21 protein-coding genes and 5 pseudogenes are annotated in these 21678 nt (G+C 62.1%); 9 read left to right on the forward strand and 17 right to left on the reverse strand.

Annotated elements, in window-relative coordinates; translation table 11 throughout:
• Positions 1-4: 4 nt before the first annotated feature.
• Both LOKO_RS10590 and LOKO_RS10595 read right to left on the reverse strand, forming a co-directional pair.
• Positions 5-850 carry a TatD family hydrolase gene (locus LOKO_RS10590; protein WP_066448740.1) on the reverse strand — a complete coding sequence of 282 codons (846 nt, stop codon included), beginning with the start codon at positions 848-850 and terminating at the stop codon, positions 5-7.
• A 75-nt stretch (positions 851-925) separates the two neighbouring features.
• On the reverse strand, positions 926-1261 hold the full coding sequence (locus LOKO_RS10595; protein WP_066448748.1) for a PilZ domain-containing protein: 336 nt from the start codon (positions 1259-1261) through the stop codon (positions 926-928).
• A gap of 265 nt (positions 1262-1526) precedes the next feature.
• Between LOKO_RS10595 and LOKO_RS10605 the strand changes: the two are divergent.
• Both LOKO_RS10605 and LOKO_RS20640 read left to right on the forward strand, forming a co-directional pair.
• Positions 1527-1916 (forward strand): annotated as a pseudogene (locus LOKO_RS10605) (leucyl aminopeptidase); the annotation flags it as partial.
• 179 nt (positions 1917-2095) lie between these two features.
• Positions 2096-2212, forward strand: a pseudogene (locus LOKO_RS20640) (branched chain amino acid aminotransferase); the annotation flags it as partial.
• Here the strand turns inward: LOKO_RS20640 and LOKO_RS10610 are convergent.
• Positions 2193-3107: a TRAM domain-containing protein gene (locus LOKO_RS10610; protein WP_083517718.1), complete on the reverse strand. Its 915-nt coding sequence runs from the start codon at positions 3105-3107 to the stop codon at positions 2193-2195. The pseudogene LOKO_RS20640 and the gene LOKO_RS10610 sit on opposite strands and share 20 nt — an antisense overlap.
• A 7-nt stretch (positions 3108-3114) precedes the next feature.
• Positions 3115-4011: a cysteine synthase CysM gene (cysM, locus tag LOKO_RS10615; protein ID WP_066448761.1), complete on the reverse strand. Its 897-nt coding sequence runs from the start codon at positions 4009-4011 to the stop codon at positions 3115-3117.
• Between the two features lie 478 nt (positions 4012-4489).
• Here cysM and LOKO_RS10620 point away from each other — a divergent pair, with 478 nt between their 5' ends.
• Together LOKO_RS10620 and LOKO_RS20725 are read left to right on the forward strand one after the other, a co-directional pair.
• On the forward strand, positions 4490-5881 hold the full coding sequence (locus LOKO_RS10620; RefSeq protein ID WP_470303296.1) for an ATP-binding protein: 1392 nt from the start codon (positions 4490-4492) through the stop codon (positions 5879-5881).
• On the forward strand, positions 5817-5978 hold the full coding sequence (locus LOKO_RS20725) for a cell wall hydrolase (RefSeq protein WP_235588842.1): 162 nt from the start codon (positions 5817-5819) through the stop codon (positions 5976-5978). Before LOKO_RS10620 ends, LOKO_RS20725 begins: the two co-directional genes overlap by 65 nt.
• Positions 5979-5999: 21 nt before the next feature.
• Here the strand turns inward: LOKO_RS20725 and LOKO_RS10625 are convergent, their stop codons facing one another.
• Positions 6000-6890: a LysR family transcriptional regulator gene (locus LOKO_RS10625; RefSeq protein WP_066448766.1), complete on the reverse strand. Its 891-nt coding sequence runs from the start codon at positions 6888-6890 to the stop codon at positions 6000-6002.
• Between the two features lie 160 nt (positions 6891-7050).
• Here LOKO_RS10625 and LOKO_RS10630 point away from each other — a divergent pair, with 160 nt between their 5' ends.
• The 3 genes from LOKO_RS10630 (at position 7051) to LOKO_RS10640 (ending at position 8555) form a co-directional block, all read left to right on the forward strand.
• Entirely contained in the window at positions 7051-7374 is a 324-nt protein-coding gene (locus LOKO_RS10630) for a hypothetical protein (protein WP_066448767.1), read from the forward strand.
• 93 nt (positions 7375-7467) lie between these two features.
• Entirely contained in the window at positions 7468-7755 is a 288-nt protein-coding gene (locus LOKO_RS10635; RefSeq protein WP_201025312.1) for a Rossmann-fold NAD(P)-binding domain-containing protein, read from the forward strand.
• 71 nt (positions 7756-7826) lie between these two features.
• The gene (locus tag LOKO_RS10640; RefSeq protein WP_066448769.1) at positions 7827-8555 is read left to right on the forward strand and encodes a DUF899 domain-containing protein; all 729 of its coding nucleotides are present in this window, start codon (positions 7827-7829) and stop codon (positions 8553-8555) included.
• Here LOKO_RS10640 and LOKO_RS20210 read toward each other — a convergent pair.
• The 9 genes and pseudogenes from LOKO_RS20210 to LOKO_RS10680 form a co-directional block, all read right to left on the reverse strand.
• A pseudogene (locus tag LOKO_RS20210) lies at positions 8513-8620 on the reverse strand (S-formylglutathione hydrolase); the annotation flags it as partial. The gene LOKO_RS10640 and the pseudogene LOKO_RS20210 sit on opposite strands and share 43 nt — an antisense overlap.
• Before the next feature lie 119 nt (positions 8621-8739).
• Positions 8740-9849, reverse strand: coding sequence for an S-(hydroxymethyl)glutathione dehydrogenase/class III alcohol dehydrogenase (locus tag LOKO_RS10645; protein ID WP_066448770.1), 1110 nt, complete (start codon positions 9847-9849; stop codon positions 8740-8742).
• A 224-nt stretch (positions 9850-10073) separates the two neighbouring features.
• On the reverse strand, positions 10074-11057 hold the full coding sequence (locus LOKO_RS10650; protein WP_066448772.1) for a branched-chain amino acid ABC transporter permease: 984 nt from the start codon (positions 11055-11057) through the stop codon (positions 10074-10076).
• 4 nt (positions 11058-11061) lie between these two features.
• Positions 11062-11949 carry a branched-chain amino acid ABC transporter permease gene (locus LOKO_RS10655; protein ID WP_066448774.1) on the reverse strand — a complete coding sequence of 296 codons (888 nt, stop codon included), beginning with the start codon at positions 11947-11949 and terminating at the stop codon, positions 11062-11064.
• Positions 11950-12011: 62 nt separating this feature from the next.
• On the reverse strand, positions 12012-13235 hold the full coding sequence (locus LOKO_RS10660; RefSeq protein WP_066448783.1) for an ABC transporter substrate-binding protein: 1224 nt from the start codon (positions 13233-13235) through the stop codon (positions 12012-12014).
• A gap of 133 nt (positions 13236-13368) precedes the next feature.
• Positions 13369-14121, reverse strand: a complete 753-nt coding sequence (locus LOKO_RS10665; protein WP_066448786.1) for an ABC transporter ATP-binding protein — start codon at positions 14119-14121, stop codon at positions 13369-13371.
• Positions 14118-14891, reverse strand: a complete 774-nt coding sequence (locus LOKO_RS10670) for an ABC transporter ATP-binding protein (protein ID WP_066448788.1) — start codon at positions 14889-14891, stop codon at positions 14118-14120. Before LOKO_RS10670 ends, LOKO_RS10665 begins: the two co-directional genes overlap by 4 nt.
• A 236-nt stretch (positions 14892-15127) precedes the next feature.
• Entirely contained in the window at positions 15128-16786 is a 1659-nt protein-coding gene (locus tag LOKO_RS10675; RefSeq protein WP_066448794.1) for a nuclease-related domain-containing DEAD/DEAH box helicase, read from the reverse strand.
• Between the two features lie 109 nt (positions 16787-16895).
• Positions 16896-17837, reverse strand: a complete 942-nt coding sequence (locus LOKO_RS10680; protein WP_066448797.1) for an ADP-ribosylglycohydrolase family protein — start codon at positions 17835-17837, stop codon at positions 16896-16898.
• Between the two features lie 159 nt (positions 17838-17996).
• Here LOKO_RS10680 and LOKO_RS10685 point away from each other — a divergent pair, with 159 nt between their 5' ends.
• A complete protein-coding gene (locus tag LOKO_RS10685; protein ID WP_158509940.1) occupies positions 17997-19211 on the forward strand; it encodes a PcfJ domain-containing protein in 1215 nt (404 codons plus the stop codon).
• Between the two features lie 65 nt (positions 19212-19276).
• Positions 19277-19546: pseudogene (locus LOKO_RS20645) on the forward strand (metallophosphoesterase); the annotation flags it as partial.
• On the opposite strand, the gene LOKO_RS20730 reads toward LOKO_RS20645, so the two are convergent.
• The 3 genes and pseudogenes from LOKO_RS20730 to LOKO_RS10695 all read right to left on the reverse strand — a co-directional run bounded on the left by LOKO_RS20730 (position 19475) and on the right by LOKO_RS10695 (position 21549).
• Entirely contained in the window at positions 19475-19873 is a 399-nt protein-coding gene (locus tag LOKO_RS20730) for a hypothetical protein (RefSeq protein ID WP_066448802.1), read from the reverse strand. The pseudogene LOKO_RS20645 and the gene LOKO_RS20730 overlap by 72 nt on opposite strands.
• 40 nt (positions 19874-19913) lie before the next feature.
• Positions 19914-20081: pseudogene (locus LOKO_RS20650) on the reverse strand (DNA-directed RNA polymerase subunit beta); the annotation flags it as partial.
• Between the two features lie 88 nt (positions 20082-20169).
• The gene (locus LOKO_RS10695; RefSeq protein ID WP_066448804.1) at positions 20170-21549 is read right to left on the reverse strand and encodes an L-serine ammonia-lyase; all 1380 of its coding nucleotides are present in this window, start codon (positions 21547-21549) and stop codon (positions 20170-20172) included.
• Positions 21550-21678: the final 129 nt, after the last annotated feature.

Raw genomic sequence — 21678 nt, forward strand, 5'->3', positions numbered from 1 at the left:
CAGTCTATACCAAGCCGGCATTGGCCAGGGCGTCGCGAATCTCTGCGGGCGCCTCCGGCGCGGCCGCTCGAAACAGCCGGTAGAAATTCGCGGTGGTCTGCATGGCGACCTCCTCGATACTGATGCCCCGCTCCCGCGCGATGCACTCGGCCACCTCGACCACCCAGGCCGGCTCGTTGGGCCTGCCCCGGTGAGGCACCGGCGCCAGGTAGGGGCTATCCGTCTCGATCAGCAGCCGGTCCAGCGGCACCCGACGAGCCACGTCGCGAATCGACTCGGCGTTGCGGAAGGTGACGATACCCGAAAGCGAGATCGAAAAGCCGTGACGCACGGCCTCCCGGGCCATGTCCAGGTCTTCGGTAAAGCAGTGCAGGACGCCACCGGCAGCCGGGTCGGTATGCTCGCGAATCAGCGACAGGGTCTCCTCCCGGGCTTCCCGGGTATGCACGATGACCGGCAGCTCCAGTTCGGTGGCGGCGATCAGGTGGCGACGAAAGCGCTCCAGTTGCACCTCTCTCGGCGGCACGCTGTCGGGGGCCTTGTCGAGATAGTGATAATCGAGCCCGCACTCACCGATGGCCACGGCGCCATACCGGTCGGCACAGGCCTTGATCGCTTCGACGTCGGGCTCGTCATCCACCCGATGCAGCGGATGGACGCCGGCGGAGATCACCACGTCGGCGTGCTCGCGGCTGATCCTGGCGAGCTCGGGCACCGCTTCCAGCGTCACCGCAATGGCCAGGAACTGGCGAACGTCACGGGCGCGGGCGGCATCCAGGGTTGCAGCGAGGTCGCCGCTGTGTGTCTGGGGGTCTAGGCGGTCGAGATGGCAATGGGAATCGACGAACATGCGAAGAACGACTCATCAGGTGAGGGGCGGGGATATAGCGGCAGGCGCTACCGCTCAATGGTTAGGCGCTAGCGCTTAGAGGGTATAGGTCGGCGCGCCCTTGTCCAACTGGCCGGCCAGCAGGGTTTCGATCCGATCCCGTACTGGCTGATCCTCGGGGCTGAAGTGAATGCCGATACCCGGCACCCGACGTCCAGCCACGCCATCCGGCGAGACCCAGACGACCTGGCCGGTCACCGGCATACGCTCACTGTCGCCGGGCAGGGTCAACAGCAGGTAGACCTCCTGGCCCAGCTCGTAGCGCTCGCGAGTGGGCACGAAGATACCGCCCCGCTCAAGCAGCGGCATGTAGGCGGAAAGCAGGGTCTGCGTGTCCTGAATGGTCAGCGACAGGGCTTTCTGTGGTGACATGCGATCTCCTCCCTTTACCCCTGTATCAGGAACGCAACAGGGCCGACCAGCGTACCAGCCAGGCCTCGAGAACCAGCTGAGGGTTAGGATTGCCGCCCAGCCAGTCCCGGGGTGAGGCGCGAAACGTTGCACTGGAGAGCACCCAGGCCAGCAGGATGCCGCCCAGCACCAGTGTCGTGAGCCAGGCCGGGACACCGATGGCTTCTGGCAGGTCACGGGCGGGGAGGGCCAGTGTAGTCATGCTTTCCAGCCAGATCCGCAGNTTACCCTCACCGGGGCGGCCATCATCGCCCTGGGCCACCACGCCACGGGGCTGCTCTCCAACGACGACGACCTGGCGCTGGACCTGCTGGACGCCGGCGAAGCCGCCTGGGACCGCGCCTGGCACATGCCGCTGTGGGAGGAGTACCTGGAGCAGCTCGACTCCAACTTCGCCGACCTGGCCAATATCGGCGGCCGCCCGGCCGGCACTATCACTGCCGCCTGCTTCCTCTCGCGGTTCGCCGACAAGTTCCCCTGGGCGCACCTGGACATCGCCGGCACCGCCTGGACTTCGGGCAAGCAGAAGGGGGCCAGCGGTCGCCCGGTAGGCCTGCTGACCCAGTACCTGCTGGACCGGGAGGCTGATACCAGCGTCGAGATCGGCGACAATTGAGCCAAGCAGATGGCGCACTGGCACGCCATCTGCATCAAGAGGGTTGCCATCGTGCTCGGCAACCTTTACATGTGAACCATTGACAACGCATCGAGTCGGCTCACGCCGGCTCGATGTTCCTGTATCGCCCCCTTGAGAACGGCCGGTGGCCGTTCCAGGGACTGCGGAGACTCTTTGCCGTGCCCACTGCAAGCTTTGACCTACACCCCAACGCCACCCCCACGGCGACGCCGATCCGTGAGGATATCCTCAAGAATCCCGGCTTCGGTCGCTACTTCACCGATCACATGGCGCATTGACCGCCTCGTTGACCTGGAGAAAGTCGCCGGGGCCGAAGCACAGCTTGAGATCACCACCGCTGCCGGGCAGGCGATAGGCGAGATCGGGCGCACTGCCCAACCACTCGAACACGGGCGCGTCGCGCCCCACCAGGCGCCCCACTGCCACCCCATGGTCACGGGCGAACACCTGCCAGCGCTGGCGGTCGGCATGATTGTCTCGCAGCTGACGCACCACCACTGCGGTCACGCCATCGGCGGCGATCAGTTCCAGATGTCCAACCTGACGCGGCGCCTCCAGTTGGGCAAGCAGTACGCGCAACGGTACCAATAGCGCCTCCAGAACGCTCACCAGCACCAGGCAGTGCTCCACATCCACGAGGCGACTGGCATGGTGGACGCGAAAACCCAGGTGGACCCGCTCCTGTGCATCGACCTTCACGCCCAGCCGGGCACGGCGTCGATAGCCGGACGCAGTGCCTGCCAGCAGGGCGGGTGAAGTCGGCAGGGTGACGCCCTCTCGAGCCAGAAGGTCGGCCAGCACGGCCTGCTTGTGCTGCCGTTGGGCTGACACGGCCAGATGCTGGAGATCGCAGCCGCCACACTGAGCATAGTGGGGACAGGGAGGATCGACCCGCTCCGGAGAGGTTTCGAGGAGTTCGCGAACATGGGCTTCATCGAACCGCTTGCGCGAACGGTGAACCGCTACCTCGAGACGCTCTCCGGGCAAGGCACCATCGATGAACAGTGTCTTGCCGCTGGCAGAACGCGCCACGCCGCGGCCATCATGGGCCAGGCGCTGAACCGTGACCGCCGTCACCTCGGGGTCGGTCGTCCGTACGGGGGGCTCGCTCCGCCCCTGGAGGCCGGAGACACCCGAGCGTTGACGCGACGGCCGTCGCTTGCCAAGCATCGCCACGTCAGGCTTCCGGGGCAAACAGGCCGGTGGAGAGGTAGCGATCGCCACGATCACAGACGATGAAGGCGATCACCGCATTCTCGACCTCCGCGGCGATACGCAGCGCCCCTGCCAGAGCCCCCCCGGAAGAGACGCCTGCCAGGATGCCCTCCTCCCTGGCCAGCCGGCGCATGTGTTCCTCGGCCTCATGCTGACCGATGTCGAGCACCCGATCCACACGGGAGGCGTCAAAGATGCTCGGCAAGTACTCCTTTGGCCAGCGCCGAATACCGGCGATACTGGCACCGTCCTCCGGCTGCAGGCCTATGATCTGAATAGCGGGATTGCGCTCCTTGAGGTAGCGCGACACCCCCATGATGGTTCCCGTCGTCCCCATGGAGCTGACAAAATGGGTAATCGTGCCGTCGGTCTGGTCCCACAGTTCAGGACCGGTGCCGAGATAGTGTGCCAGCGGATTGTCGGCGTTGGCGAACTGGTTGAGCGGCTTGCCCTCGCCCCGGGCGATCATCGCCTCGGCCAGGTCGCGCGCCTCTTCCATGCCGCCTTCCTTGCTGACGGTGATCAGCTTGGCACCGAAGGCCGCCATGGCCTGCTTGCGCTCGCTGGAGGCGCTTTCCGGCATGATCAGAACCATCTTGTAGCCCTTGATCGCCGCCGCCATGGCCAGTGCGATACCTGTGTTGCCCGAAGTGGCCTCCACGAAGGTGTCCCCCGGCTGGATCTCACCACGCTGCTCGGCCTGTTCGAGCATCGACAACGCAGGGCGGTCCTTAACCGAGCCGGCTGGATTGTTACCTTCGAGCTTGGCAAGCAGCGTGTTATTACGGCCAGCCGTGATACGCTTGAGCCGCACCAGGGGCGTATTGCCAACCACGTCCGCAATGGTAGGAAAATGCATGTAACCGTCCTTATGGAAAGGTCTTTTCAGCATTATATCCGTGACGCCTCTCACTGGACAGGCATCCCGGGCAGCTGTGGCATACTGACTTGAGAAGTGCCGTGATAAAGGATTACCGATGTCGCTCGGAAACCGCTTGACGCTATGGTTGCTCTGCCTTCCGCTACTGGTATTGATGATCGTCGTGACGCTGGGCCTGCATCAGGAATCCGAGTGGCGCAAGTCGGCACTGCGTGATCGCCTGACTACCGCCGCAGAGCTACAGGCGCCGACGCTCGCCCAGGCCCTGATAGCCAATGATGAGGCGCATCTGGACAAACTGGCTCATCGCCTGCTCGATATCGAAGAAGCCCGTGGCGTCGGTGTCTATACCGAAGCCGGCATGACGATACTGGAGCTGGGACGCAGCCGTGCCCAGGTTGCCAGTGCAACGCCTCAGGAAACCCGGCTCGACACCCGGGGTGACATGTGGCGACTCATGGTGCCCCTCGACTTGCCCGAGCAGAATGGCATCGTTCAAGGGCTCGCCTGGTTAGAAATCGACATCGATTCACGGGCACTGGCCCTGGACCACTACCGCCGCCTGGCCAGTGCCGGCCTTGGGCTACTCTTACTCGGGCTGCTGCTGTTCCTGCTCGCCTCCTCGCTGGGACGGCGTCTGGATAGCAACCTGAACCGTGCCACCGACGCACTGCGACGCCTGCGCAATGGCGATCTGCACACTCGGCTGGCTGAGGAGGGCCCCCCGGAACTGCGCCAACTGGCCCATCAGGTCAATGCTCTCGGGGACAGTCTCGAACACTCTCGGGACAATATGCAGCGCCAGATCGAGCAGACCACCGCCGACCTGCAGGAGTCGATGGAAACCATCGAGATCAAGAACATCGAGCTCGACCTGGCCCATCGCCGCGCCCTGGAGGCCAACCGAGTCAAGTCGGAATTCCTGGCCAGCATGAGTCACGAGATTCGCACCCCGCTCAACGGTATCGTCGGCTTCTGTCGCCTGCTGGGGCGCTCGCGCCTCGAGGCGCGACAACGAGAATGGCTCGATCAGGTCCAGGTGGCTTGCGACAACCTGCTGGCCCTGGTCAATGACGTGCTGGATTTCTCGCGCATCGAGGCAGGACGCCTCGAGCTCGACCGCGCAGAGGTGGATATGGTGTCTCTGGTGGACGAGGCCCTGGGGCTTCAGGCGCCGCTGGCCCACCAGAAGGGGCTCCACCTGCTGGGCCTGGTCTATGACGACGTCCCCTCACCGCTTCGCGGCGACCCGCTACGCATCCGCCAGGTTCTGATCAACCTGGTACACAACGCCCTGAAATTCACCGAGCAGGGAGAAGTCATCGTACGGGTCATGGTGGAGGATCACTCCCACCAGAATCAGGTCCTTCTACGCGTCAGCATCAGCGATACCGGTATCGGGCTGACTCCTCAGGAGCAACAGGACCTGTTCCAGGCGTTTCGCCAGGCGACGGCAGGCCACTCCCGGCAGTATGGAGGCTCGGGGCTGGGACTCGCCATCAGCCGGCAGTTGGTGGAGCAGATGGGGGGGCGAATCACGGTCGAAAGCGAGCCGACGAAGGGCTCGATCTTCGCCTTCAGCCTGCCGCTGGATGTCATCGGGGGCATGGAATCGTTGCCAGAGCGCATACTCGACGGCGGCATCGCGGCGGCACTCTCCACCGCGGCGGGTCTGTTGCTGGCAATCTCCTCTGCCATCAGCCACGACCTGATCAAGAAGACCATCAACCCCAACATCACCGAAAAAGGCGAAANAGGACGACGCCTACGAAGTGGCCAAGGAAGTGGCGCGCCTGGCTCTCAATCAGGAGCTACCCGACCACACGGACGGAGCGCTCTATTTCCATGACCGCACGGTACAACCACATTGGGCCAACGAGTTCCTGCTGACCGCCGAAACCGACGCGTTCCTCTTCTACCGACCTGACGTCGCCTCCGCCGACTGAGGGCAACCCACGGGAGAACGCTCAGGTCTTGCGGAAGGCGTCCATCACATACCCCACCAGAGCCTCACTGGCCTGGCCGGCACCGGGTCGTTTGACCAGTTCCAATTGGTAGTCTCCCAGCGGCGGAAGCAGACTTGCATCGATCCGTCGCAGCGGTGGGCGGATCAAGCTGAGTGGAAAAGGCGACACGGCCAGGTCGGCGAGCATGGCTGCCTCATGGCCGGCACAATGCTCGCAGGTATAAGCGATCCGATAGCTCATACCGGCATGGTCCAGCGCGTCGAGAGCCATCCCCCGCCAGGCACAGCCATGATGGGCCAGGGCTACCGGTAGCGGCGAGCGCTGTGCAGCGATACCGCCTTCCCGCCCCGCCCATACCAGCGCCTCGCTATGCACGATCTCACCGCGCACTTCCTGCCCCGGATTGCCGGCGGTAACCAACACCAGGTCAAGGTCGCCAGCGTCCAGGCGGGCGAGCATCTCCCGACTGCTGCCCACGACCACATCGACCTGCACAGCCGGGTGCGAGCGGGCGAACTGACCCAGCACACCTGGCAGGATTCGTGTGCCCACATCATCGGTCGTGCCGAAACCGATGCGCCCTTCCAAGGAAGGGGACAGAAACTGGGTCACCGCTTCCTCATTGAGCCTGAGCAGACGCCGCCCGTAGCCGAGCAGTATCTCCCCTTCCGGCGTGAGCCTGACCTGACGGGCCTCGCGTACGAATAGCGCCTGGCCCAGCGTCTCTTCCAGGCGCTTGATCTGCATGCTGAGCGCCGAGGGCGTACGAAACACCTGGCGGGCGGCTCGGGTGAAGCTGCCGCATTCGGCAATGGCGACGAAGGTGCGCAGTACATCCGAGTCGAGCAGCGGCAGGGCGCTATTACCGTTCGGCAGGGTGGCAGCTGTCATGAGGAAGCCTTTCAATTTTTCTTATAGCACAATGTAGACCTTTTCGTTTGCCTGATCAAACCCGTCAAGCCAAGCTATCCCCAGAGGTCGCGACCCTCCCTTAATCCAAAGAGTGCATGGCAACCGTCCCCTATGGCGGCTGCCTGCCAGGAGGTGCGACATGAGCCAGTACGAACCACTTCGCCAGCCCAACTCGGTGGCCGAGAAGCGCCCCATCCCACCGCCCAAGCCGGATTTCTTCATGCCGGCCATGCCTCCGCTGGGGTTGATCCACAAGCTCGAAACCAAGTGGTGGGAATACCGGCGCCGCAGGCAGTTCCGCCAGCGTTTCATGCCGCTGCTGGCCAAGGACGATCACATGCTCGAAGACATGAACCACCGCCGCGACGACATCCTGTGGGCCTCGCGCCTGCCGCTGAAGGAAGACGCCGAGCAGACGCTGGAGAATCGTCGGGCAAGTCGCAAGGCCGCACAACGGAGGTAGCACTGACAGCGATGCTTGGACGCTTGCGACTTGACCTAAGCTGCACTTGAGGTCTTACGGTGCTGGCAACGTCACTACAGCGAGGAAAGAAGCATGCGCATCATGATCGTGGGAGCGAGCCAGGGCCTGGGCCGGGCCTTCGCCGAGGGGCTGGGCGAGGGCTTTCGTGACCCGGGCCTGGCGGTCACTTGCCTGCAGCTCGGTCATCTCAATACCGAAGATGACCTGGCCGTACCTCTCGAGCGCGCGGCACTGCGCGGCGACGGCGAGCTAATTCCCATGCACGACGTGGTGCATTTGGTTCGCACGCTGCTGACGTTGTCGCCGAGCTCCTACGTCAAGGAAGTAGTAATGCCTGCCATAAGCGATACGCACTTCTAGAATATTCAACCATATGGCTGACAACGTTCTTGGCCACACCTCCCGCTATGCAACGGAAGGAGTCGCACCACATGACCTCGCCCCTGCCTCCGATCGTCTCCGAAAGCGAATGGCGCGCCGCCCTGGAAGCGCAAATCGCCCGCGAGAAGGCTCACACAAGGGAACGCGACAGGCTCAATGCCGCCCGCCGCCGCCTGCCAATGGTCGAGGTGAGCGCTGACTACGTGTTCGACGGGCCACAGGGTAAAACTACCCTGCTCGACCTGTTCGAGGGGCGCCGCCAGCTGATCGTCTACCATTTCATGTTCGGCCCCGACTGGGAGGCCGGCTGCGACGGCTGTTCCTGGGTGGTGGACGCCATGACCCACCCCGCCCACCTGCACGCCCGCGACACCACCCTGGCATTGGTCTCCCGTGCATCGAGGGAAAAGCTTCTGCGCTATCAGGCACGCATGGATTGGCAACACCCGACGTGGTACTCGTCACTCGGCAGCGACTTTAATCAGGACATGGGCGTGACGAGCTGCAACTGTCATGCTCCCGACACCGATCGCGGCGAGCGACATGGCATCAGCGTCTTTCTGTCCGACGACGAGCGTATCTATCGGACCTACTTCAGCGGCAAACGCGGCGTGGAATACCTCGGCAGCCTGTGGACCTATCTGGACCTGACACCCTACGGTCGCCAGGAAAACTGGGAGGACTCACCGGCGGGCTGGCCGCAAACGCCACCCTACGTCTGGAATCGCCGCCCCGNGAATACCATCTCGCAGTCCAGCGCCCGCGAGCGGTGCCGATAGCGCTTGTGCCAGCCGCCGAAGCTCTTGTTGGCCGATACCAGCTCGATCTGTTCGGTCATGGTCATCGTTCGGTCTCCTTACCTTGCTTCTCAATAGACAGCGCCTGGAACGGCATAACAGTCGGGCGCGAATCTCTCATGCGTCTTCTGAGATATCGTAACAGCCTCGCGCCTCCGGGCGTCTATCAAAAGCGAAGCACCGTACGGATGCTCTTGCCCGCATGCAGCAGATCGAAGGCCTCGTTGATCTGCTCGAACGGCAAGTCGTGGGTGATGAACTCGTCGATCTTGATCTCGCCGTCCATGTAGCGCTGCACGTAGCCCGGCAGTTCGCTGCGCCCCTTCACCCCACCGAAGGCCGAACCGCGCCATACCCGTCCCGTCACCAGCTGGAACGGCCGCGTCGAGATCTCCTCGCCGGCCCCGGCCACGCCGATGATCACCGACTCGCCCCAGCCCTTGTGACAGCACTCCAGCGCCTGGCGCATCACGTTGACGTTGCCGATGCACTCGAAGGAGTAGTCGACTCCGCCGTCGGTCAGGTCGACGATCACCTGCTGGATGGGGTCCGAGTGTTCCTTGGGATTGACGAAGTCGGTGGCACCGAACTGGCGCGCCAGCTCGAACTTGTCCGGGTTGACGTCGATGGCGATGATGCGGCTGGCCTTGGCCATCTGCGCCCCTTGGATCACCGCCAGGCCGATGGCACCGAGGCCGAACACGGCAACGGTGGAGCCCGGCTCCACCTTGGCGGTGTTGAGCACCGCGCCGATGCCGGTGGTCACGCCGCAGCCGAGCAGGCAGATCTTGTCCAGCGGCGCCTCCTGGGAGACCTTGGCCAGCGACACCTCGGGCAGAACGGTGTACTCGCTGAAGGTGGAGCAGCCCATGTAGTGGTGCAGCATCTTGCCATCCAGCGAGAAGCGCGAGGTGCCGTCGGGCATCAGCCCCTGGCCCTGGGTGGCGCGCACCGCCTGGCACAGGTTGGTCTTGCCGGAAAGGCAGAACTTGCACTTGCCGCACTCGGCGGTATAGAGGGGAATGACATGATCGCCGGGCTTGAGGCTGGTGACGCCGGGGCCGACTTCCTCGACGACCCCGGCACCCTCATGGCCCAGCACCGAGGGGAAGAGGCCTTCGGGGTCGGCGCCGGAGAGGGTGAAGGCGTCGGTATGGCAGACGCTGGTGGCAGCGATACGCACCAGTACCTCGCCGGCCTTGGGCCCCTCGACGTCGATCTCGACCAGCTCCAGCGGCTTGCCGGCGGCCAGGGCGATGGCAGCGCGTGATTTCATGATGATCTCCTTGCTTCGGTTCCCTTAATCGACGGCTGACGCCGATGCACACTGTCTCGATGCAAGACCATTTCCGCCCCTTGCACCGAGCTCCCTCAGCATACCAACCTGCGGGGCATTCGCCTCCCCGATAGCGTCCTTGTCAATGCCATGGGCGTCAAGCAAGGTTACCCACAAAAAAGGCGCCCCACATGGGGCGCCCAAAGTGGCCATACCGACGGCCTTCACTTGAAGTTCTTGCGATACAGCTTGGTAATCTCACCGACGATACCGCTACGGAAGCTGAGCACACAGATGACGAAGATCAGACCCAGGATGACGTTGATCCAGTTGCCCAGCGGCGATTGCGCCAGCATGTGCTGCAGGCTTACCACCAGGCCGGCACCGACCACCGGCCCGAACAGTGTGCCCACGCCGCCGAGCAGCGTCATCAGGATGACTTCTCCCGACATATGCCAATGGGCATCGGTCAGCGAGGCCAGCTGAAAGACGATGGTCTTGGTGGAACCGGCCAGACCGGCAAGGCCTGCGGAGATGACGAACGCCAGCAGCTTGTAAGCATCGACGTTGTAACCCAGCGACACCGCACGCGGCTCGTTCTCGCGAATCGCCTTGAGCACCTGCCCGAAGGGCGAATGCACGGCACGTTGCACGATGGCGAAGCCAATCAGGAAGATCGCGAAGACGAAATAGTACATCGCCAGGTTGCTGCGCAGGCTGATCAAGCCGAAAAGGTTACCCCGCGGCACGCCGTGCAGGCCATCCTCGCCGCCGGTGAACGGCGCCTGGATGTAGAAGAAGAACATCAGCTGCGCCAGCGCCAGTGTCACCATGGCGAAGTAGATGCCCTGGCGACGGATAGCCAGCGCACCAAAGGCGATGCCCAGCAGTACCGCAGCCCCGGTGCCGACGAGGATGCCCAGCTCCGGTGTCAGCCCGGGATAGCTCGAGAGCAGGTAGCCGGTGACATACCCGCCGGTAGCCAGGAAAGCGGCATGGCCGAAGGAAAGCAGGCCGGCGTAGCCGAGCAGCAGGTTGAAGGCGCAGGCGAACAGCGCGAAGGTCAGCACCTTCATGAGGAAGACCGGATAGGCAACGAAGGGTGCCAGCAGCCCCACCACGATCAACAACAGGTAGAAGGCATTGCGTCGCATGTTGGCTCGACGCTGACGCTCCATGACGGGAGTCAGGGTTTGAGTCGTGGCCATGATGTCATGCCTCCTTGCCGAAGAGTCCGGCGGGTCTGAGCATCAACACCAGGATCATGACCAGGAAGATCACGGTGTTGGCTGCCTCGGGATAGTACACCTTGGTCAGGCCCTCGATCAGGCCCATGCCCAGGCCCGTCAGTATGGCACCCAGTATCGAGCCCATACCGCCGATGACCACCACGGCAAAGACCACGATCAGCAAATTGGAGCCCATGGTGGGAGACACCGGATAGAGCGGTGCCGCCAGCACGCCGGCAAAGGCGGCCAGTGCCACGCCGAAACCATAGGTGAGAGTGATCAGCAGCGGTACGTTGACGCCAAACGACTGCATCAGCGCCGGATTTTCGGTCCCGGCCCGCAGGTAGGCACCGAGCCGCGTGCGTTCGATGATGAACCAGGTACCCAGGCAGACGACCAGTGCCGCCAGCAGCACCCAGGCACGGTAGACGGGCAGGAACATGAAGCCCAACTGATAGCCACCCTGCAAGGCTTCCGGGGTGGGATAGCGCGCGCCCGATACGCCGAAGAAATTGACCAGCGTACCTTCGAAGATCAGTGCCAGGCCGAAGGTGAGCAGCAGGCCATAGAGATGGTCCAGATGGCCGATTCGCCGCAGCAGCAGTCGCTCGATCACCATCCCGAGCAGCCCTACCAACAGCGGTGCCAGCAGCAGCGCCGCCCAGTAATTGATGCCCAGGTAGCGCATGCCCAGCAGGGTGGCGAAGGCACCCAGCATGTACATCGCCCCGTGGGCGAAATTGACGATCTTCAGCAGGCCGAAGATCACCGCCAGGCCCAGGCTCAGAAGGGCATAGAAGGCACCGTTGATCAGGCCCAGCAGCAGCTGGCCCATGAACACCGCCAACGGCACCCCGAATATCATCGTCATGTTAGGTTCTCCTCGCCGTCAGAGGGGCGGCGGCCTGGGGCCGCCGCCATGTCTTGCAACGTTCAGTTCTGGACCAGATCACACTGGCTTTCGGACAGCGGACGGTAGGCTTCTTCGGCAGGAATGGTGGCAAGGATCTCGTAGAGGTCCCACTCACCAGTAGAGGCCTCCGGCGACTTCACCTCTGCCAGGTACATGTCGTGGATCATACGGCCATCCTCACGCAGCCGGCCGTTGCGGGCGAAGAAGTCGTTGATCGGCTGCTCCATCATGTACTCGCGTACGGTAGCGGTATCGTCGGTTCCGGTTGCCTCAACCGCCTGCAGGTAGTGCATGGTGCTGGAGTAGATGCCCGCCTGGACCATGGTCGGCATGCGGTTCATGCGCTCGTAGTAGCGCTCGGACCACTCACGCGCCTCCTCATCCATGTCCCAGTACCAGCCGGTGGTCAGCAGCAGTCCCTGGGTGGTCTCGAGGCCCATGGCATGGACGTCATTCAGGAAGACCAGCAGGCCGGCGAGCTGTTGGCCTGCTTCCACGACACCGAACTGAGCGGCAGTACTGATAGCGTTGACGGTGTCTGCCCCGGCGTTGGCCAGGCCGATGATCTTGGCGCCGGAACCCTGGGCCTGGAGGATATAGGAGGAGAAGTCATCGGTCGGGAAGGGATGACGCACGCCACCAACCACTTCACCGCCGCTCTCTTCGACGACGCGGGTCACATCGCCTTCCAGGGCGTGACCGAAGGCATAGTCGGCGGTCAGCATGAACCAGGTGTCGCCACCCTGATCGACGATGGCCTTGGCAGTACCGTTGGCCAGCGGATAGGTGTCATAGACCCAGTGGATATGGTTGGGAGAACAGTGCTCGTTAGTGATGCTGGACGCTGCCGATCCCGAAATGATGCCGAGCTTGTCGTTCTCCTTGAGCACATTGGTTACCGCAATGGTGACCGATGAGGCGACCATCCCGGCTACCATGTCGACGTTACGGGTATCGACCCATTCGCGAACGGTGTTGGCACCGACGTCGGCACTGTTGCGGTCATCGGCGCTGTAGACCTGAATCGGGGCGCCGTTGACGCTGCCACCGAAATCCTCAATAGCCATGCGCAGGGCTTCCAGGCCGCCCGGCCCGGCCAGGTCGCGATAGGTGCCGGACATGTCGGCCAGGTAACCAATGCGGACTTCACCATCGCTGATTTCCGCCTGGGCGGTGGTTGCTGCAAGTGCGGCGGCGGCGGCAATGGCGATGCTGCTGGCGAGGGTCTTCTTGATGAAGGTCATTTACGTCTCCGTAGTCCCATGGGGACTGCTTGTTGTTGTAGCGAACGTTGCAGATGCAGGCGTCGCTTCTTCGGTTTTAGGTTACGCAAGTTGCAAATTATAGTTTTAGCCAGCTGTTGGTTGAGCGCGGAGCTCAGACCCCCAGCAGGGAGTGGAGGTGATCACGCTTCGAAGGCAGCTCGGCCGCCGAGATCTCCTCGATGATGCGCCCGTGCTCCATCACGTAGTGGCGATCGGCAAGCGGTGCAGCGAAGCGGAAATTCTGCTCCACCAGCACGATGGTCATGCCCCTGTCCCTGAGCTTGACCAACACCTCACCCAGCGTCTGTACGATGACTGGCGCCAGGCCTTCAGTGATTTCATCGAGAAGCAGCATGCGGGCGCCGGTGCGCAAAATACGCGCCATGGCCAGCATCTGCTGCTCACCGCCGGAAAGGCGGGTGCCCTGGCTGCGGCGGCGCTCGTAGAGGTTGGGAAACATCTCGTAGATCTCATCGAGACTCATGCCTCCGGAGCGAACCGTGGGCGGCAACAGCAGGTTCTCCTCGACGTCGAGACTGGCAAAGATGCCACGCTCTTCCGGACAGTAGCCCACCCCCAGCCGAGGAATGCGGTGCGGCTTCATGTCGAGGGTCTCGTTACCGTTGATCATGATCGAGCCAGTGCGCCGACCGACCATGTTCATGATGGCCTTGAGCGTGGTACTGCGCCCGGCACCGTTGCGCCCGAGAAGGGTCACCAGCTCACCGCGCTTCACGTCGAAATTGACGCCATGAAGAATGTGAGATTCACCGTAGAAGGCATGCAGGTCACTGACCCGCAGCATCTCTGCATCGGCATGTTCCCGGTGTTTGGTGGCGGCGGGCTGCTCGGCTAGCTGGTTCATGCGCTGGCCTCCTCTTCCTCTACTTCGGTGCCCATATAGGCTTCCTTGACCAGCGGATTGGCTGAGACCGTCTTATAGTCACCTTCGGCCAGGACCGCCCCGCGGGCCAGAACGGTGATCCGATCACAGAGCCGGCTCACCACACTGAGATTGTGTTCCACCATCAGAACGGTTCGCCCCTTCGCCACCTGTCGAATCAGTTCGACAATGCGGTCGACATCCTCTGCCCCCATGCCCTGGGTGGGCTCGTCGAGCAGCATCAGAGTCGGCTCCATGGCCAGCGTGGTCGCCACTTCAAGCGCCCGCTTGCGCCCATAGGGCATCTCCACAGTGAGCACATCGGCATATTCAGCAAGGCCCACCTGGTCAAGCAAGTCCATGGCACGATCATTGAGATGGTCGAGGGTGCGTTCGGACTTCCAGAAGTGGAAGGAGGTACCGATCGGCCGCTGCAGGGCAACTCGAACGTTCTCCAGCGCGGTCATATGCGCGAATACGGCCGATATCTGGAAGGAGCGCACGAGGCCCAACCGGGCAATCTCGTTGGCCTTCATCTTCGTGATCGACTTGTCGCGATAGAGAATCTCACCGTGGGTTGGCGGCAGGAATTTGGTGAGGAGGTTGAAGACGGTCGTCTTGCCGGCGCCATTGGGCCCGATCAAGGCATGGATGTGTCCTTCCCGGACCTGCAGGTTGACATCGTCCACGGCGGTGAAACCGCGAAACTGCTTGGTCAACCCGCGAGTCTCAAGTATGAACTCCTGGGTCATGTGACGTCCTCTCTGGATCGCCGCTGGCGATACGTGCTGATTTGTTGTCTTTGTCATGAAAGCAGTGGCTGCGATGTATCAGCCGGGGACTTTCTAACCTTTACGTTAACGTAAGCTAGAGGAGAGACTCCCGCAGGGCAACTCCTGAAACGTCGAACTCGACCAATGGCGTAGAGATCCAAGACTTCAATAGCTTGCGAACAAAAACGCGATGCCGGCAAGGGCATCGCGTGGATTCAGCATAGTCGGTTGATACAAAAGCGTCTTTGCCGTTCAGCACTCAATGGCGTTGACTGCCAGCCCACCTTCGGACTTTCCGCCCATTTATTAACCCCTAAATCTAGGAGGATAACAACCGGGGCTTCCAACCCCTTGACCGCAGAGACATTAAACATACGCCCAGCATAATTTGGTCTATCGGTTACCAAAGCCTGAAGTGCTGCACTTTTAGCCACCTTGAAAGGTGTTAGCAACAGGATGTCCTCCGGCTTGAAGCCATCAGCCTCCAGCTGATCAATCGCCTTCATAAGCTTTTGCTGCTGCTCTTCTTGGGTCTTCCACTGGTGGATCTGCACGGCATTTTCGCTGCTGGGCAGATGCTCCCATGGTTCAGCGGCGGCGCTATGGCGCTCTTTCAGCCACACGGCGATCTCGTAGGCGTTACGGTAGTTGCGGTGCAGGGAAAAGGGATGAGGAACCATTCCCCTGAACACTTCACTGGGGATTTGGTAGTCGCGTCCGTAGAGGTTCTGTGCCGGGTCGGCAAACAGCGTGACGCGGGCACCCTCTTCCAACATCTCCTGAAGCACCAACCACCAATAGGGTTCGTAATCCTGGGCCTCGTCCACGACCATGACGCCCCACTGCTCTGGAGTACGCTGCAGCGCCTCGGCCAGCAGGTTCGGGGCGGTCTCGTTGAAGAACTCCCCCATTTGCTTCGGGTCGCTCGGCGGTTCCCAGCCGAGCCCAGCGGCGCTCGCGCGTGACTCACAGAGCTCATGAAAGGTGAACACTTCAATCGGCAGTTCGCTGTCGGCCAGAGCCTGCCGGTGGGCCTCCGCCAGGGCGATGTTGTAGCAGAGCATGAGCACCTTCTGGCCTTCACGGGCCAGCTGCTCCGCCTGGGCACGAGCCAGCACGCTCTTGCCGGTGCCGGCACCGCCATGGATCGCCATGCGCGGGATATGCTCCAGCAGGCGCAGGACCCACTGCTGCTCTTCGCTCAATCGAAACAGCTCGGCGTCGATATCCTGCGCGCGCTCGGCCACGCTACCCACCAGCGAGCAGGCTGGACGCAGCAGATGATGCTGAATCAGGTTGGCCTGTTGCTTATCCAACGGCAGCGAGTTATCGGCCCTGGGGCCAGTCCAGGCCGCATTGCCAAAGCGCCGGGTGATGGCATCGGCGTCCAGCTGCTCCAGTTCTCCCTTGAGTAGCAGGTGGTCGCGGTTGAGAGTCAGCTCGGGGAACTGGCCCTCCCAGCTGCGCGTATCCGGGAAGACCAGCACCGGGGCGATAGGCAGACGGATACCGGGTACGACCTTCTGCATGGCCTGCAGTAGGCTGTTGGACTGCTTTTTCAGCTGATCCAGCGGCGTGGTGGAGAGCTTGAAGGTGCCGTGGTTGCCTTGCGACCACCAATTTCCCTCCCCATCCAGCCAGATGCCCCCGCCCTTCACTTCCCAGACCTGGATGCCGTGCTGCGGATGAAAGAGCAGGAAGTCGATCTCTCCCACCCAGGTGCCCTTGTCGTTGCGGGTCTGGGTGGCAAGTCCGTGCATGATCTGAAGCCCCGGATACTCCAAGGACCGCAGCCAGCGGTAGACCTTGGCCTCGGCGCGGGAAGGCAGCGCATCGAGCTCTCTTTCGCTCAGGCGGGGGAACAGGGTCGCCACGCAAATTCCTTATGTAAATGGCGTGTAATGGGCTAAGCGTAACGAATCCGGTGGAGCCTATGCCAGCTAAAAGTTCGGTCATTTCGCATGAGTTCAGAAGGCCAAAGTGCTAAAGAGTTAACGTTACTTCTACGTAGCCCGACAATTCCAAAAGCTGGTCAGCTTTCGTCTGTATGTCTGCACGCCAGGCCAAGCACTCTAGCCAGCGATCCGGAATACCTGATGCACCGAACGCTGCGCCCGCCAACTGTCCTGTCACCGCCGCTACGGTATCGGCATCATCTCCCAGGTTCGCCGCCAAAATCAGCGCCTCTTCAAGGGAGCCGGCCTGCCAGCAACACCAGAAGGCGGCCTCCAGCGTATTGATCACATAGCCACTCGACGATACCGCAAGACGGGGCATCTCCTTGAAGCACCCCTCAACAATTCGGTGGATGGCAGCGCCCTGGTAGTTCTGTCGCAGGGGCTCTGCAAGCACATCGTGTAATCGTTCGCCTTGTAGCAGTCGCCACAGCACACTCCCCATCAAGGCGGCCGCATCCAGGCAATCAGGGCTGGCATGGGTCGTGCAGCTGCTGTGAACGGCCAGCGACACAGCCTGCTCCAGCGAGCCTGCCACCATCACCGCAGGCGCCAGCCGCATGATGCCGCCGTTGCCGCTGTGATAAGCATGCTCACTGCCGGCGTAGGGTGTCTCGGGCCGCGCCTGGTAGCGCATCAGTGACGCCAGGGTGGCATTACCGATATCGATGCAGCGACCCTGGCAGCTCATCTCGCCCTGCTGCCACCAGCGGACATAGCGTTTCATCTGGTCATGAGGTTCAAAGCCTTGGCAGGCAATCAGGCTCTCGGCTAGACATAGCGCCATGGCGGTATCATCGGTCCACTCCCCCGGCGCGACACCGAAGGCGCCGCCGCCCAGCATTTCCGTGTGCAGCGGCGGCTGGTCGCGTGTGCAGAATTCCAGGGTGGTGCCGAAGGCATCGCCTACCGCCAGCCCCAGCAGCGCCCCGCGATAACGCTCTTGAAAGTCGCTAACGGGAATGGACATGGATGATCGTGGCGTTATGGATGGCATAGCAGGCTCCTCAAGCTCTGGGATGAAACAGCTTATGCGCTTGCTACGACGCCCAATGTCGCACAGGGCGATGAAACTTCTCTTTTTTCTGAGCGCAGCCAATCGCCGCCGGGCTTTGCAAGGATGATTCTCATGCCGCTTCTTGGGCTTCTTCGACGCTTCACATCGCCTTGTCAGGTGGAATGCCAGCCTAGAGGTGCAGCACCAGTGGCATTCGATTTGGCACCGGCATTGGGCTATCCATTGAAGCTGTACCTGGCGCCATGGCGGTCAGAAACGCCATTCAGCTGGGCAAGCTACGTGGAGCAAGAGCGCATCGCCAGCGGCAACTTTCTGGAGCCACCGGGTATCGGCTGGGAGATGCTGAATGCCACGCAGGGAGAAATGCTGACGCACGGAATGCCGAAGCCAGTTCGACGTGCGATTGCCAACGCACCGTTCCTGGGTGTCGAGCTTGCTCAGGCCTGCGGACAGCTGCCGGCCGCGCGCGAACTGGCCGAGGCGTCTCCACTGCTGCTGATTATGCTGGTTGACTGGGCCATCGAGACCCGCCTAACGCGGGCCGAATTCGCTGATTGCCTGACTCAGAAGCAGGCAGTGCTCTGTGATGCAGTAGGGCTACCGGGCGGCCCGGCCACCGCGAAGCTACTGAAGTGCTGTGGTTTGCGACCGATGATCCGCCGCGAGCTGTTCGAGCTCAAGCGAACCTTGAATCGCCCCCGGACTACTGCGCTGTTGCGTCATCATCAGCCTCTGTGCCTGGATCATGTGGTGTTTATGGCTCGCCACGAGGGCTTCTGCTGGCCCGGGTTGCTGCGTGTCGTTGACGGCATTCTCGACACCCAGCCCCCACGGCCTGGGCAGGTAGCCTGGCTTCGCCAACTGTTGGCAGATGTCGAGCGGATACTCGGCGACAACCGGCAAGCGCTGCCGCAGGTAACGAACATGGCTGAATTGCAATGCCTCCATGACCGACTGGTGGACAGATTCAACGAGCAGATCAACCAAGCAGGGCGAGCCACAACCGCAACAGCACTCCGAAATGAGTATGGCGCCTACCCTCCCCCACCCTTACCGGCATATGGCGACCTGACCCCAGTGACTTCATGGGAAGACCTGCTGCTGGAAGGCCAGCGAATGCGGCACTGTGTGGGGTCCTATCACCACGCCGTTGCTACGGGCAGAGTCGCGATTTATCACCTGCGTTCACCTGAGCCCGTAACGGTGGCGATCCGCCCCCAGGGAAATGGCTGGGTACTCAGCGAGGCCAGAGTGAAATGCAATTTCATGCCCTCTGCCTCCTCACGGCAGAAGATCCAGGCCTGGCTGGCTCGCTGCGCCGGCTAGCCATGCGACACGTACAGTCGCATGAACAAGAGATACTGTTCTCCAGCACACCACAGGAGATTGCCATGCCCCCTCAGCCTGCCCGAGCCTGCCAGCAGTTTGACATCATCGGCGATGTTCATGGACACGCCAGCCTTTTGGAAGCCCTTTTAGCGAAGCTGGGCTATCAGCAGCAGCGCGGTGCATGGCGACACCCAAGCCGCGAGGCAATTTTTGTTGGCGACCTCATCGACAAGGGGCCAGACCCAGCCCGTGCGCTGATGCTAGTGAGAGCGATGGTAGAGAATGGCAGCGCCCGTATGGTCGTAGGCAACCATGAGCTCAACTGGGTCAATGATGCCTTCCTTGAGCAGAATGACCCGCAAGCGTTTGTGGCGGCCACGCGGCTCCATCATGACCGGATGCGACTGATGGAAGGGTTTATCGATGTAGGCACAGGACTTGCCGGCCTGATGGAGCACTTTGCGTGGTTGCGCCTGCAGCCGCTCTTCATCGATGAGCCGGGGCTTCGAGTGGTACATGGCAGCTGGGATGACGAGGCAATTGCTTGCCTGAAGGCTCAGCACATCACTTGCCTGGACGACCACGGCATGCGCCACTACCGGGAGACTTATTCGAAAGGCTATCTGGCCATCGACCGTGTGGTCGCCGGCTGCGAGCATGACTTTTTCGATCAACCTGCGCCGAACGGATTCCGCTCGCGCCGGCATGCATGGTGTGGTCGCCGTCCACAATGCTCTTGTACATCTTGGTGCGACCTTCCACGTCGTCGGATTTCCCCGTCAGCATCTCCTGCAGGGTGTAGGCGGCACCGTAGGCTTCCAGCGCCCAGACCTCCATCTCCCCGAAGCGCTGGCCACCGAACTGCGCCNCAATAGCTTGCGAACAAAAACGCGAGGCCGGCAAGGGCATCGCGTGGATTCAGCATAGTCGGTTGATACAAAAGCGTCTTTGCCGTTCAGCACTCAATGGCGTTGACTGCCAGCCCACCGCGGGACGTCTCCTTGTACTTTTCCTGCATGTCCCGGCCAGTATCGCGCATGGTTCGAATCACCTTGTCCAGCGAGATGAAGTGCTCCCCATCCCCCCGCAGCGCCATCTGGGCAGCATTGATTGCCTTGACCGAGGCGATGGCGTTGCGCTCGATACAGGGTACCTGCACCAGGCCGCCGACAGGATCGCAGGTCAGCCCCAGGTTGTGCTCCAGACCGATCTCGGCGGCGTTTTCCACCTGCGCCACGCTCCCCCCCATGACCTCGGCAAGACCGGCAGCGGCCATGGCACAGGCCGAACCCACCTCGCCCTGACAGCCGACCTCGGCACCGGAGATTGAAGCGTTCTTCTTGCACAGCATGCCCACGGCGCCGGCGGCGAGCAGAAAATCCACCACGTCCCGCTCGCTGGCACCGGCCTTGAACTTCATATAGTAGTGAAGCACCGCGGGAATGATGCCCGCCGCACCGTTGGTGGGAGCGGTCACCATGCGCCCACCGGCGGCATTCTCCTCGTTGACCGCCAGGGCAAAGACATTGACCCAGTCCATGGCCGAGAATGTCGAGGCGATTACGCAGTCGTCATCTTCCGCCGCCAGCAGGTGGCGATGCAGCGTCGCTGCGCGACGGCGAACGTTCAGCCCGCCTGGCAGCACCCCCTCGTTCTGCAGGCCGGTCTCGACGCAGGCCTGCATCGCCTCCCACACGCTCCAGAGTTCGGCGCGCACTTCCGCCTCGCTGCGCCAGGCCTTTTCGTTTTCCAACATCAGCTCACTGATGCGCAGGTCATGCATGCGACACAGCGCCATGAGCTCGGCGGCGGAATTGAAGTCGTAGGGGAGCGTCGTGTTGTCGGTATCCAGTTCACCCTGGGCAGCCTGGGCCTCATCGACTACGAAGCCACCGCCCACCGAGTAGTAGGTGTTGCGCCACAGCTCATCGCTATGACCGTGGGCGATCAGGGTCATGGCATTAGGGTGGTAGCGCAAGCACTCCTCATGCCACTGCATGTCGCGAGCCCAGAGGAAGGGAATCGACAAGCGACCATCGAGATGTAGCGTGCTGGATTCGAAGAGCTCCTCGAGACAGGGGGCAACGATGGCGGGATCGATCCTGTCGGGCCGCTCTCCCATCAGGCCCATAATGATCGCCCTGTCGGTGCCATGCCCCTTGCCGGTGGCGCATAGCGAACCGAACAGCCGCACCTCGATGCGAGCGACACGCTCCAGCATATCCTGCTCGCGCAGCGCCTGAACGAAGTCGTAGGCAGCGCGCATCGGACCAACGGTATGGGAGCTGGAGGGACCGATACCGATCTTGAACAGGTCGAAGACGCTGATTGCCATGTGATCACCTTTTCTGGTCGGCGGTGGCCGATCGTATCTGTTGCCGTGTGGCCAAGTATGGATAAGCCTGACTAAACACTATTGCTATCCACCCGTGTTGAATTCTATGGTGGTGCTGAAAACGCCCTC

Origin of the sequence: Halomonas chromatireducens (assembly GCF_001545155.1) — a bacterium.
Taxonomy (GTDB): domain Bacteria; phylum Pseudomonadota; class Gammaproteobacteria; order Pseudomonadales; family Halomonadaceae; genus Halomonas; species Halomonas chromatireducens.